The organism is Mesorhizobium caraganae, assembly GCF_016836705.1.
GTDB lineage: Bacteria > Pseudomonadota > Alphaproteobacteria > Rhizobiales > Rhizobiaceae > Mesorhizobium > Mesorhizobium caraganae.
Map to the genome: position 1 here is coordinate 553,866 of NZ_JAFCGY010000001.1, position 12,399 is coordinate 566,264.

Genomic DNA, 12,399 nt, shown 5'->3' on the forward strand with positions numbered 1-12,399 from the left:
AGCAGCAGACGTCGAAACATCTGGGAGGAGACTATGAGGAACTTTCGCAGAATTCGCATTCTCACCGGGCGAAGAATTGGCATTCTCGCCGGCATGGCGCTGAGCGTGTCGGCATCGGCGCTCAGCAGCGCATACGCATCGGAGCCGACCGTGCCGCCGGTCCCGGCGCAGTTTCCAGCCGAGGGCAAGATCAAATACGTCGCCCGCGATTCCATCCTGGAATTCAAGGCGCTGCCCGAATATCACGAGCCCGACTGGGTCACCGAGAAATACGTCAAGACCGGCAAGCTGCCGCCGGTCAAGGACCGCCTGCCGAAGGAGCCGCTGGTGTTCAAGACCAGCAACATGCCGGACGGCATCGGCGTCTATGGCGACACCATGCGCCACGTCATTGGCGGCCGGCCGGAGGGCTGGAACTATGGCGCCGGCCAGACGCAAGGATGGGGCGGCATCGACATCGGCCTCTCCGAATGCCTGACGCGCACCGCGCCCTTGTTCCAGGTCGAGGCCAGGGACACCGAGCCGCTGCCGAACCTCGCCAAAAGCTGGGACTGGTCGAAGGACGGCCACACGCTGACGATGCACCTGGTCGAAGGCGCCAAATGGTCTGACGGCGTTGCGTTCAATGCCGACGATGTCATGTTCTACTGGGACGACGAAGTGGTCGATCCCAATGTCTCGCCGCTGAACGGCGCCACAGCGGAAACCTTCGGTGTCGGCACGACGCTGAAGAAGATCGACGACTACACCGTCGAATGGACGTTCAAGGACGCCTTTCCCAAGCAGTATCTCTATGCCATGGCCTATGGCACTTTCTGCCCCGGCCCCGCGCATATATTGAAACCGCAGCATCCGAAATATTCGAAGAACACCTACGATCAGTTCAAGAATGCGTTCCCGCCGGAATATATGAATATGCCGGTGATGGGCGCCTGGGTGCCGGTGGAGTATCGGCCCGATGACATCATCGTTCTTCGCCGCAATCCCTACTACTGGAAGGTCGACGAGAAGGGCAACCAGCTGCCCTATCTCAACGAGCTGCACTACAAGCTGTCGACCTGGGCCGATCGCGATGTCCAGGCTGTTGCCGGGGCCGCCGATTTCTCCAACCTCGAGCAGCCGGAAAACTTCGTCGCTTCGCTGAAGCGCGCGGCGGACAAGGATGCACCGGCCCGGCTCGCCTTCGGCCCGCGCCTGATCGGCTACAATCTGCGCATGAATTTTTCCGCCAATGGCTGGGGCAATCCGGACGAACGCGGTCAGGCGATCCGCGAGCTCAACCGCAATGAGGACTTCCGCAAGGGCATCACCATGGCGCTCGACCGCAAGGCGCTCGGCGACTCGCTGGTCAAGGGTCCGTTCACCGCCATCTACCCCGGCGGCTTTTCCTCCGGCACCAGCTTCTATGACCGCGACTCGACCGTCTACTACCCCTTCGATCTCGAAGGCGCCAAGGCGGAGCTCGCCAAGGCCGGCCTCAAGGATACGGACGGCGACGGTATCGTGAACTTCCCAGCCGGCACCGCCGGCGGCAAGGATGTCGAGATCGTGATGCTGGTCAACAACGACTACACCACCGACAAGAGCCTTGCGGAAGGCGTCGTCGCGCAGATGGAGAAGCTGGGCTTGAGGATCGTGCTCAACGGCCTCAATGGCACCCAGCGCGATGCCACGCAATATTCCGGCCGCTTCGACTGGCTGATCCGGCGCAACGAGCAGGAGCTGACCTCCGTTGTGCAGAATACTGTGCAACTCGCTCCCGTCGGCCCCAAGACCAGTTGGGATCACCGCGCGCCGGAAAGCGGCCAGGTCGACCTGATGCCGTTCGAAAAGGATCTCGTCGACATCGTCAACAAGTTCGTCTCCTCGTCAGACAATGACGAGCGCGCCAGCCTGATGAAGGAGTTCCAGAAGATCTCGACCGAGCATGTCTACAATGTCGGCCTAACGGAATATCCCGGCGCCTTGATCATCAACAAGCGCTTCTCCAACATCCCGCAGGGAACGCCGATCTTCATGTTCAACTGGGCCGAGGATTCGATCGTGCGCGAACGCGTCTTCGTCGCCGCCGACAAGCAGCAGAAATACGAACTCTTTCCCGAGCAGCTTCCCGGCAAGCCCGGCGACAAGGGTCCGACAAACTGAGTTACCTCCCCTGGCTGACGCCCGGCCGCGCTGCGCGCGCGGCCGGGACGGAGTAAGGTCAGCGGCAGAGAACCCTGAAACCGGCGACGAGGAGGCGAGACGGTGCTGCGATTCCTGGCCATGCGCATAGCATCGGCGTTACCGGTTATGGTCATCCTGAGCCTGGTCACCTTCGCCATCATCCAGGCGCCGCCGGGCGACTATGCCGACTATATCCGCTCGCAGCTCATCAACCAGGGCGGCGCGTCTTTTGCCGAAGCCGACGCGCAGGCGCAAGCCTACCGCATCGAGCATGGTCTCGATAAACCGCTGCCGGTTCAGTACGTGAACTGGATCGCCGGCATCGTCACCCGCGGCGATTTCGGCTACAGCCTCTACTACAACAAGCCGGTCGCCGCCGTGGTCGGCGAGCGGCTGCCGCGCACACTGCTGCTGGCGCTGGTCTGCCATCTGCTGGCTTCGGTGCTCGGCATCACCTTCGGCATCTGGGCGGCCACCCGGCAATACACCTGGATCGACTCGACGCTGTCGGCCATCTCCTTCCTCGGCATGACCGTGCCGCGCTTCCTGATGGCGCTGATCATCGTCTATCTCCTGGTCTTCCAGTTCAACGTGTCGGAGATCGGCAGTTTCTTCTCACCGCAATATGGCGGCGCGCCGTGGTCGTGGGCAAAGTTCGCCGACCTCGTCAAACATGTCTGGCCGGTGGTGGCGATCGCCACCTTCGGCGGGCTCGCCTACAATATGCGCGTCATGCGCGGCAATTTGCTCGATACGCTCAACGCCCAGTATGTCGAGACGGCCAAGGCCAAGGGGCTTACCGGCGGCGCCGTCGTCATGCGCCATGCCGTACCCAACGCGTTACACCCGCTCATCATGTATCAGGGCGTGGTGCTGCCCTACATGCTGACCGGCGAGATCGAGACGGCGATCATCTTCGCGCTGCCGACGGTCGGGCCGGCGATTGTCGGTTCGATGGCGGTCGGCGACGTCTATGTCACGGCGACGTTCATGATGGTGCTTTCGGCGACGCTGATCGTCGGCAACATCATCGCCGACATGCTGCTTGCGCTGCTCGACCCGCGCGTGCGCCAGTTCGGAGAGAGCTAGATGTTGGCACGCGACCCATCCCCGCCGCCGCCGGCCGAAGCAACAGCGATTCCGACACCGCGCGGCAATGAAAGCTACATGGCGCTGGTCTGGCGCCGGCTGCGGCGCTCCTGGACCGGCATGGCCGGGCTGATCCTTGTCGTGCTTCTTGTGCTGATGGCGCTGTTTGCCGATTTCCTCGCGCCGATGGACCCCAAGGCGACCGATGTCGCTTTCGCCCCACCGCAAGTCATGAGTTTTCACGACAAGGACGGCAATTTCGTGCTCCAGCCGCGGGTCTATGCGCTGGCGGATTCGGCTGACCTCGACCCGGTCACCTTCCAGCCGGTCGTCGGACCGGACTACGAGCATCCGCGCCTGCTCGGCTTCTTCGTTAGGGGTGCCGAGTATCGGCTGCTCGGGCTGATCCCCGCCAACCGGCATTTCTTCGCCTCGACCGACGGCCTGCCGGTGCATTTTCTCGGCACCGACAAGTTCGGCCGGGATGTGCTGTCGCGCGCTATCCATGGCTCGCGCGTCTCGTTGATGATCGCGCTGACGGTGGTGTTCATCATCACCGTCATCGGCACCACCGTCGGCATGGTTTCGGGCTATTTCGGCGGCCGGTTCGACGTCTGGGTGCAGCGCTTCGTCGAATTGGTGCTCGCCTTCCCGCAACTGCCGCTTTATCTGGCGCTGACGACGCTGATCCCGGTGACCGCGCCGACCAATGTCTTCCTCGCCTTCGTTATCATCGTCATGTCGGCGCTGGGCTGGGCGCAGATGTCGCGCGAGGTGCGCGGCAAGACGCTGGCGCTGGCGCGGATCGACTATGTACGCGCCGCCATGGCGGTCGGCGCCACCGACATGCGCATCATCATGCAGCATATTTTTCCCAATGTGATGAGCCACGTCATCGTCGCGGTGACGATCGCGATCCCGACGGTGGTGCTGCTCGAAGCCTTTCTTGGTTTCCTCGGCTTCGCGGTGAAACCGCCGCTGATCTCGTGGGGTCTGATGCTGCAGGACACCGCGACCTATTCGGTCATCGGCACCTATCCGTGGATCCTGTCGCCGGTCGGTTTCGTGCTGGTCACCGTCTTTGCCTTCAACGCGCTGGGCGACGGCCTGCGCGATGCCGTCGATCCCTATTGAGGTGGCCGGATGACCGTCGTGCTCGCACAATCCTTCGCACCCGCCGTCCGGCTCGACCATGCCGGACGCCACGACCAACCGATCATCGATGCCCGCAACGTCGAGGTCGCCTTCAAGGTCGAGCACGGTGTCGTCGAGGCGGTGAAGGATGTCTCGTTCCAGCTTTATCGCGGCGAGACGATCGCCATCGTCGGCGAGTCCGGCTCGGGCAAGTCGGTGACGGCGCGTACCGTCATGGGGCTCTTGTCGAAGCGCGCCACCGTGTCGCCGAAATCGAGCGTCGACTATTGCGGGCAGGACATACTGAAATTCCCCGAGAGCGCCCGGCGCAAGCTGCGCGGCAACCGCATCTCGATGATCTTCCAGGAGCCGATGAGTTCGCTCAACCCGATCTACACGGTCGGCAGCCAGATCGTCGAGGCGATCAGGGTGCATCGCAAGGTGAGCCGTAGGGAGGCCTGGGCACGGGCGCTCGAATTGCTGCGGCATGTCCAGATCCCCGAGCCGGAAGCACGCATCAAGCAGTATCCGCACCAGCTGTCGGGCGGGCAGCGCCAGCGCGTGATGATCGCCATGGCTTTGGCCAACGACCCCGATGTGCTGATCGCCGACGAGCCGACGACCGCGCTCGACGTCACGGTCCAGGCGCAGATCCTGAACCTGATCCGCAACCTGCAGAAAGAGCTCAGGATGGCGGTGATCCTGATCACCCACGACCTCACCGTGGTGCGGAAATTCTCCGACTATGTCTATGTCATGCAGTATGGCGAGATGTGCGAGCACAACGTCACCGAGCGCCTGTTCGCCGACCCGCAGCATGCCTACACCAAACGGTTGCTCGCCTCCGAACCGCACGGCAAGCCGCAGCCGCTGCCTCAGAACAGCGGCACCATCCTCGAGGCACGCGACATGCGCGTCTGCTTCATGCTGCGCCATGGCAGCTTCCTGAAGCCGGACTGGCGCGAACTGGTCGCCGTCGACGATCTCGGCCTGAAACTTTGCCGCCACGAAACACTTGGGCTGGTTGGTGAATCCGGCTCCGGCAAGACCACGTTCGGTCTCGCTCTGCTCAAACTCACCGATGCCAAGCGCGGCGAGATCAGCTTCGACGGCCAGCCGATCCAGGGCCTGTCGCGCACCGAGATGCGGCCGCTTCGCTCACGCATGCAGGTCGTCTTCCAGGATCCGTTCTCGTCGCTCAATCCGCGCATGACGATCGGCCAGATCATCGAGGAAGGGTTGGTCGTCAACAGGTTAGGCGCGACACGGCGCGAGCGGGTCGAGCGGGTGCGCGACGCCCTGGTCAGCGCCGGCATGCCGGGCGACATTCTTTCGCGCTTTCCGCACGAATTTTCCGGCGGCCAGCGGCAGCGCATAGCGATCGCCCGCGCCATCGCGCTGGAGCCCGAATTCATCCTGCTCGACGAGCCGACATCGGCGCTCGACCTCTCTGTGCAGGCGCAGATCATCGACCTGTTGCGCAAGCTGCAGGACGAGCGCGGCCTGAGCTATCTCTTCATTTCGCACGACCTCAAGGTGGTGCGCGCGCTCTGCCACCGCGTCATCGTCATGCAGAACGGCAAGATCGTCGAACAGGGACCCGTCGACGAGGTCCTCACCAATCCCAAGACCGCCTACACCGAACGGCTCGTCAGAGCCGCTTTCGATGTGGCGTAGCAAAGTGCCGGAGGTTTAACGTGGCAAGACATCCCAGGATCACCTTCATCGGCGCCGGCTCGACCGTGTTCATGAAGAACATTGTCGGCGACGTGCTGCAGCAGCCGTCGCTGTCGAATGCTACGATCGCGCTGATGGATATCAATCCGCAGCGGCTGGAAGAGAGCGCCATCGTCGTCAACAAGCTGATCGCAACGCTCGGCGTGAAGGCGAAGGCCGAGACCTATTCCGACCAGAAGAAGGCGCTCGCCGGCGCCGACTTCGTCGTCGTCGCTTTCCAGATTGGCGGCTACGAGCCGTGCACCGTCACCGATTTCGAGGTGCCGAAGAAATACGGCCTGCGCCAGACCATCGCCGATACGCTCGGCGTCGGCGGCATCATGCGGGGCCTCAGGACCGTGCCGCATCTGTGGAAGATCTGCGAGGACATGCTCGCCGTCTGTCCAGAGGCGATCATGCTGCAATACGTCAATCCGATGGCGATCAACACCTGGGCGATTTCAGAGAAATATCCCAGCATTAAGCAGGTCGGCCTTTGCCATTCGGTGCAAGGCACGGCGATGGAGCTGGCGCACGATCTCGACATTCCCTACGAGGAAATCCGCTACCGCTCGGCCGGCATCAACCACATGGCCTTCTATCTCAAATTCGAGCATCGCCAGGCGGACGGCACTTTCCGCAACCTCTATCCCGACCTTGTCCGCGCCTATCGCGAGGGCAGGGCGCCGAAGCCCGGCTGGAACCCGCGCTGCCCTAACAAGGTGCGCTACGAGATGCTGACGCGGCTTGGCTATTTCGTCACCGAGAGCTCCGAGCATTTCGCCGAATACACGCCCTATTTCATCAAGGAAGGGCGCCCCGACCTGATCGAGAAATTCGGCATTCCGCTCGACGAATATCCCAAGCGCTGCATCGAGCAGATCGAGCGCTGGAAGGGACAGGCCGAGGCCTATCGGTCGGCCGACCGCATCGAGGTCGAGCAGTCGAAGGAATACGCCTCCTCGATCATGAATTCGGTGTGGACCGGCGAGCCGTCGGTGATCTACGGCAATGTCCGCAACAATGGCTGCATCACCTCGCTGCCGCACAATTGCGCGGCCGAGGTGCCGTGCCTGGTCGACGCCTCAGGCATCCAACCGACCTTCATCGGCGAGTTGCCGCCGCAACTCACCGCGCTGATCCGCACCAACATCAACGTGCAGGAACTGACGGTGCAGGCGCTGATGACGGAAAACCGCGAGCACATCTACCACGCGGCGATGATGGACCCGCATACGGCGGCCGAACTCGATCTCGACCAGATCTGGTCGCTGGTCGATGAGCTGCTCGCCGCTCATGGCGATTGGCTGCCGGCCTGGGCGCGTGGGAGCGCCAAAGTCCGGGCGGCCTGATCGCCGCTGCAGCGGCGGTTCCCACCGCGTCGTCAAGCCTGCGGCGGCGCCGGCAGCCGGTGGCGCAGTTCCTCGACCAGGACGCGCTCGTTCTCCGAATAGTCGATCGGAACGACGACGAGATGGACGCCGCCGGCGGTGAACGCCGTTTCGAGCGTCGGCTTGAGGTCGGCAATGGCGCTGACCCTGGTGCCCTTGGCGCCATAGGCCTCGGCATATCTTACGAAATCGGGGTTGCCGAAGGTCATGCCGAAATCGGGAAACTGGTCGACCGCCTGCTTCCAGCGGATCATGCCGAATGCGTTGTCCTCGATGATCAGCACGACCAGGTTGAGTTTCATCCTGACGGCGGTTTCCAGCTCCTGGCTGTTCATCATGAAGCCGCCATCGCCGCAGATTGCCATGACGCGGCGCCCGGGATAGAGCATCGCGGCCGTCATTGCCGAAGGAAGGCCGGCGCCCATCGTGGCCAGGGCGTTGTCGAGCAGAAGCGTGTTGGCGACGCGGGTGCGGTAGTTGCGCGCAAACCAGATCTTGTACATGCCGTTGTCGAGAGCGAGGATGCCGTCGGCCGGCATGACCGCGCGGATATCGTGGACCAGGCGCTGCGGCGTGAACCGGTCCTCGGTGGCGCGCGCGGCAATGCGGCTCAAAATGCCTTCGCGCAGCGGCAGCAGCGCCTGCGCGTTGGGGGTCTTGCCCTCGATGCGATCGGCAAGCAGCCGCAGTGAAGCGCCGATGTCGCCGATCACTTCGGTCTGCGGGAAATAGACCTGCTCGACATTGGCCGGCTGGTAGCCGACATGGATGACCTTCGGTCCCTTGTCGCCCATGATGAAGGGCGGCTTCTCGATCGTGTCATGGCCGATGGTGATGATGAGGTCGGCCTGTTCGATCGCCTCATGCACATAGTCGCGCTCGGAGAGCGCGGCCGTGCCCATGTAGAGTTCGGTCCCGCCGGGCACCGTGCCCTTGCCCATCTGCGTGGTGAAATAGGGGATGCCGGTCCTGAGTACGAACTGGGCGAGGTCCGACGTCGAGCGCGGCCGCGAGGCGGCGGCGCCCAGCATCGCCAGCGGGCGCTGTGCCTTGATGATCATCTCAGCGGCGCGGTCGAGCGCCAGCGGGCTCGCCAGCGGCAGCTCGACCGGATGCGGCGGGATCAGCGCGACGTCGTCGCATTCCTCGGCCGCGATGTCTTCGGGCAGTTCCAGATGCACCGGCCCGGGACGCTCTTCCTCGGCAATGCGGAAGGCCTCCCGCACCACGGCGGGGATCGTGCGCGGCGAGATGATCTGGCGCGACAGCTTGGTCAGCGGCTTCATCGCGGCGACGATGTCGACGATCTGGAATCGGGCCTGGCGCGACGACCGGATGCCCTTCTGCCCGGTGATCATGATCATCGGCATGGCGCCGAGCAGCGCGTAGGCCGCACCCGTCGTCAGGTTCAGGGCGCCTGGCCCGAGCGTGGTGATGCACACACCTGGCTTGCCGGTGAGCCTGCCATGGGTGGCGGCCATGAAGGCTGCCGCCTGCTCATGGCGGGTCAGGATCAGCTGGATCGACGATTTGCGGATGGATTCCACGACGTCGAGGTTTTCTTCGCCCGGGATGCCGAAGATGCGATCGACGCCCTCATTCTCGAGGGCGGCTACAAGCAGGTCTGAACCTTTGGGCACGAAGCATCTCCTGGGCGAAGTGGCGGCGAACCGCGTCGGGAAATGGTCAGACATAGTCCTGAAAAAGCCCTAGCGCGAGGCATGGCCGCCGCCAACGTCGTTTTGCCTTACAGACCGTTCTGTTTCCGCGGCCTGAGACCAGCGAGCGAGTCGGCAAACGGAAAAAAAATTCCCTAGGGATGGCACTGGAGGGCCTATCCTTGCTTCTTGCGGCAGGTGCAAGCCTGTAAATAGGCGATGTGAAACGGCCACCCTCCTGAGAGGTGAGAGCACATGCCCAATCCAACCGTCGTCGGGTTTTCCGGCAATTTCACCCGGCCATCCAAGACGCGTGGCTTCGTCGACCAGGTCGTCAGGGACATTGCGCGCCAGCATGGCCTGTCGGCGAGCACCTATGACATCGAAGACCTTGGCCCCTCGCTGGGCGCTGCCAAATGGGCGCGCGATCTCGACGGCCAGGCGCGGGCGATCTTTGACAGCGTCGTCAATGCCGATGTCCTGGTGGTGGGTTCGCCGACCTACAAGGGCAGCTACACCGGGCTGTTCAAACACTTCTTCGATCTGTTCGATCCCGCTTCCTTGCGCGGCAAGCCGGTTGTGCTGCTCGCCACCGGCGGCAATGATCGCCATGCATTGATCGTCGAGCACCAGTTGCGGCCGCTGTTCGGCTTCTTCGAGGCGCTCACGCTGCCGACAGGAGTCTACGCCACGGACAAGGATTTCTCCGACGGCGTGCTGCGGTCCGAACCCATCCTGAAGCGCGTCGAGCAGGTTGTCGGCGAGGTCGGGCTGGTGTTGGCCAATCGCTCGGCCGCCGGCGTCGCTGCCGGATAGAGCGCGGCGAGCAGGTCGCGTCCAGCATTAACGGCTCGGGAATGAAAAAAGGCCCGCCACAGACGCGAATCGTGACGGGCCTCCGTGGAGTACGCCGGGCTTCCCACCGCCCGACTGCCTTGAAAACTATCCGGCGGAAGGATGGTTCCGCGAGATTCCTGCAAGTCCTCATGTCATAGCCAAAATCAATACCCCGCCAGCTAGGCCTGGCGGGGCATTGTTTGGAGGGTCTGGATCGAATGGGAACGATCCGGCTAGAAAACGCCAGCACCGGACAAAGGTTCCCGCGCCGACCGGGCTTCAGCAGTGCGTGCCGGCTGGCTTTGCCGGAACCACCACGGCTGCCCAGCCATTGTCCTCGAACATGGAGGAACCAATCATGCCCAAGTATATCACCATCGGCTATGGCGACCGGGCCGGATATGACCGGACGCCGCAGAATGTCAGGCAGGCAGCCCATGAGCATGATGCGTCGCTCAAGCAGCGCGGCGTGGTGATGGGCATCGCCGAAACACCGGTGCAAGTGCGAAATCCCGACGCCAGCGGCGTGCTGACCGAGACCGGCCCTTATCTCTCGTCGGACCTGCCCATCGCCGGCTTTTCGATCATGGAAGCCAGCGACATGGACGAGGCGATCGCGCTGGCTTCGAAATCGCCTTGTGCGGTGGCGCATGGGGTGATCGAGATCTGGCCGCTCAACGAGCGGTAACTAGTTCCTGTCCGCCGGCTTCGAGCGCATCCTCGACACCGTCTCGCGTTCGGCGCGCTTGGAGGGCAGCGGCGGCGGGCCGTGGTCGATCGGGCCCATGGCCTCTGGCAGCATGTCGTCCATGCGCCTGGGGCTATCGCCGACGTGGCTTTCGATCTCGCCCGTTCAGAAAGTCTGAAATAACAGCGGGGCTTGTCGGATCCGCCGCCGAGCGTGCGTCCGATGGTTCCGATGATCGCCTAAACACCAGGTGAACGACCAGGCCGAAGTAACCGACCTGCAGGATTACCAGTGTCAGCACTGACCAGCCAAGGGTCGCCCAGATCGACCCGGTCTCCAGATAGGCCCAGATTGCAACGCCGATTGTCGTTGCAGACATCCCGACCAGAAATTGCGGAAAGTACATGTCTCTTTCCACCCCCATTTCCAACCCGTGGGTTGGGATCTGTTGCCAGCATCCTTAATTAAGTTGTCACTAAATTAGTAATATTGCAATTGCCTGCGGAGAGCACGGTCATGGCGCGGTCATAGCGGGTTTGAGCTTGTGTACGGCGCGCGGTGTTTCTCAAACCACGGACAAATCAGCGAAACGGACCCCCGCCTGCCATCAATTCCGATCCGCCGGCTTCGAGCGCATCCTCGACACCGTCTCGCGCTCGGCGCGCTTGGAGCGCAGTGGGGGCAGGCCGCGGTCGATCAGGTCCATGTCTTCCAGCACCATGTCGCCCATGCGCTTGAAGGCGATGTCGAGCGCACCGGCGCGGTGGGCGGAGCGCAGGAAGCCGGGGATCGTACGGACCGGATGGTCCTGCGCCAGCGGCTCTTCCGGGAAGACGTCACTGGCGGCAACGATGTGGCCGCTCTTTACCGCTGCCATCAGAGCAGGGAAGTCGACGACACCGGCGCGGCTGAGCAGGATGAAGGCAGCGCCCTTGCGCATGCTGGCAAAAGCATCGGCGCCGAGGAAACCCTGGTTCTCCGAGGTCACCGAAGCGACGACGAAGACGAAGTCGCTCGATGTCAGGACATCGTCGAGCGAGGCCGGCTCGACGCCATTGTCGATCAGGATCGACGGCGGCAGCCAGGGATCGAAGACTTTGGTGCGGGTGCGAAAGCCCGACAGCAGTCGGTTCAGCGCGCGGCCGAGATCGCCGAAGCCGATGATGCCGACATCGGCGCCCGACAGCAGCCGCGCGGTGAGGTTGCCGTCGCCGCCCCACAGCTCCTCGCCTTTGCGGAAAGCGAGGTCGGCATCGACGATGTTGCGGGCGAGATTGAGCGCCATGGCAAGCCCGAGTTCGGCCACCGGCTCGGCAAAGACCAGGCCGGTGGTGACGACATGGATGCCGCGCGCAAACAGCGTCTCGTAGGGCATGTTGTTGACGAGGTTGGTCTCGACATTGAAGACGCAGCGCAGCGCCTTCATAGCTTCCAGCGTCTCAGGCGAGATTGGTGGCTGGCCGATGATGTAGCGGGCTTCGGCCAGCACATCGGCTGGCAGTTTCGCCACGCCGTCGGCCGTCGTCTCTATAATGCGGTAATACGCCTTGAGGCGCGCCAGCTGCGGTGGCGTGAAGATCAGCTCGAGCGTGCGTGGTTCCGGCGCGCTGATGACCAGCGGCAAGGCCTTGTTTGGCATGATGATTCCTCCCGGGGCGATCCGCATCGCGTATTTTTGCTTTGCACTTGTCGTAATCCCAAAATCGCATCACACTGTAGG

General features: G+C 63.1%; 11 protein-coding genes. 7 read left to right on the top strand and 4 right to left on the bottom strand.

Annotation, left to right across the window (positions count from 1 at the left end):
* Positions 1-33 precede the first annotated feature (33 nt).
* The 5 genes from JQK88_RS02645 (at position 34) to JQK88_RS02665 (ending at position 7,457) form a co-directional block, all read left to right on the top strand.
* Positions 34-2,145: an ABC transporter substrate-binding protein gene (locus JQK88_RS02645; RefSeq protein WP_203277359.1), complete on the top strand. Its 2,112-nt coding sequence runs from the start codon at positions 34-36 to the stop codon at positions 2,143-2,145.
* A 102-nt stretch (positions 2,146-2,247) separates the two neighbouring features.
* Entirely contained in the window at positions 2,248-3,255 is a 1,008-nt protein-coding gene (locus JQK88_RS02650) for an ABC transporter permease (protein ID WP_203277360.1), read from the top strand.
* Complete coding sequence (locus JQK88_RS02655) at positions 3,256-4,389, top strand: ABC transporter permease (protein WP_192259492.1); 1,134 nt, start codon at positions 3,256-3,258, stop codon at positions 4,387-4,389.
* A 9-nt stretch (positions 4,390-4,398) separates the two neighbouring features.
* Entirely contained in the window at positions 4,399-6,066 is a 1,668-nt protein-coding gene (locus JQK88_RS02660) for an ABC transporter ATP-binding protein (protein ID WP_192259490.1), read from the top strand.
* A gap of 20 nt (positions 6,067-6,086) precedes the next feature.
* On the top strand, positions 6,087-7,457 hold the full coding sequence (locus tag JQK88_RS02665; RefSeq protein ID WP_192259488.1) for an alpha-glucosidase/alpha-galactosidase: 1,371 nt from the start codon (positions 6,087-6,089) through the stop codon (positions 7,455-7,457).
* Positions 7,458-7,489: 32 nt separating this feature from the next.
* On the opposite strand, the gene JQK88_RS02670 is transcribed toward JQK88_RS02665, so the two are convergent.
* Positions 7,490-9,136 carry an acetolactate synthase large subunit gene (locus tag JQK88_RS02670; RefSeq protein WP_203277361.1) on the bottom strand — a complete coding sequence of 549 codons (1,647 nt, stop codon included), beginning with the start codon at positions 9,134-9,136 and terminating at the stop codon, positions 7,490-7,492.
* Positions 9,137-9,409: 273 nt separating this feature from the next.
* Here JQK88_RS02670 and msuE point away from each other — a divergent pair, with 273 nt between their 5' ends.
* Positions 9,410-9,970 (top strand): FMN reductase, encoded by a 561-nt coding sequence (gene msuE / locus JQK88_RS02675; protein ID WP_192259484.1) that lies wholly within the window; start codon positions 9,410-9,412, stop codon positions 9,968-9,970.
* A 379-nt stretch (positions 9,971-10,349) separates the two neighbouring features.
* On the top strand, positions 10,350-10,679 hold the full coding sequence (locus JQK88_RS02680; RefSeq protein WP_192259482.1) for a YciI family protein: 330 nt from the start codon (positions 10,350-10,352) through the stop codon (positions 10,677-10,679).
* On the opposite strand, the gene JQK88_RS02685 is transcribed toward JQK88_RS02680, so the two are convergent.
* The 3 genes from JQK88_RS02685 to JQK88_RS02695 all read right to left on the bottom strand — a co-directional run bounded on the left by JQK88_RS02685 (position 10,680) and on the right by JQK88_RS02695 (position 12,318).
* Positions 10,680-10,802 (bottom strand): hypothetical protein, encoded by a 123-nt coding sequence (locus tag JQK88_RS02685; protein WP_312037223.1) that lies wholly within the window; start codon positions 10,800-10,802, stop codon positions 10,680-10,682. It abuts the gene before it with no gap.
* A 10-nt stretch (positions 10,803-10,812) separates the two neighbouring features.
* The gene (locus JQK88_RS37890) at positions 10,813-11,103 is read right to left on the bottom strand and encodes an exopolysaccharide production repressor protein (protein WP_512699807.1); all 291 of its coding nucleotides are present in this window, start codon (positions 11,101-11,103) and stop codon (positions 10,813-10,815) included.
* 183 nt (positions 11,104-11,286) lie between these two features.
* The gene (locus tag JQK88_RS02695; protein WP_192259478.1) at positions 11,287-12,318 is read right to left on the bottom strand and encodes a hydroxyacid dehydrogenase; all 1,032 of its coding nucleotides are present in this window, start codon (positions 12,316-12,318) and stop codon (positions 11,287-11,289) included.
* Positions 12,319-12,399: the final 81 nt, after the last annotated feature.

What these genes read in the sequence shown, in the direction of transcription:
- JQK88_RS02695 (WP_192259478.1), bottom strand. Translation starts at nt 12,318, where the DNA reads ATGCCAAACAAGGCCTTGCCGCTGGTCATCAGCGCGCCGGAACCACGC.
- JQK88_RS02660 (WP_192259490.1), top strand. Translation starts at nt 4,399, where the DNA reads ATGACCGTCGTGCTCGCACAATCCTTCGCACCCGCCGTCCGGCTCGAC.
- msuE (WP_192259484.1), top strand. Translation starts at nt 9,410, where the DNA reads ATGCCCAATCCAACCGTCGTCGGGTTTTCCGGCAATTTCACCCGGCCA.
- JQK88_RS02655 (WP_192259492.1), top strand. Translation starts at nt 3,256, where the DNA reads ATGTTGGCACGCGACCCATCCCCGCCGCCGCCGGCCGAAGCAACAGCG.
- JQK88_RS02680 (WP_192259482.1), top strand. Translation starts at nt 10,350, where the DNA reads ATGCCCAAGTATATCACCATCGGCTATGGCGACCGGGCCGGATATGAC.
- JQK88_RS02685 (WP_312037223.1), bottom strand. Translation starts at nt 10,802, where the DNA reads ATGGACGACATGCTGCCAGAGGCCATGGGCCCGATCGACCACGGCCCG.
- JQK88_RS02645 (WP_203277359.1), top strand. Translation starts at nt 34, where the DNA reads ATGAGGAACTTTCGCAGAATTCGCATTCTCACCGGGCGAAGAATTGGC.
- JQK88_RS37890 (WP_512699807.1), bottom strand. Translation starts at nt 11,103, where the DNA reads ATGGGGGTGGAAAGAGACATGTACTTTCCGCAATTTCTGGTCGGGATG.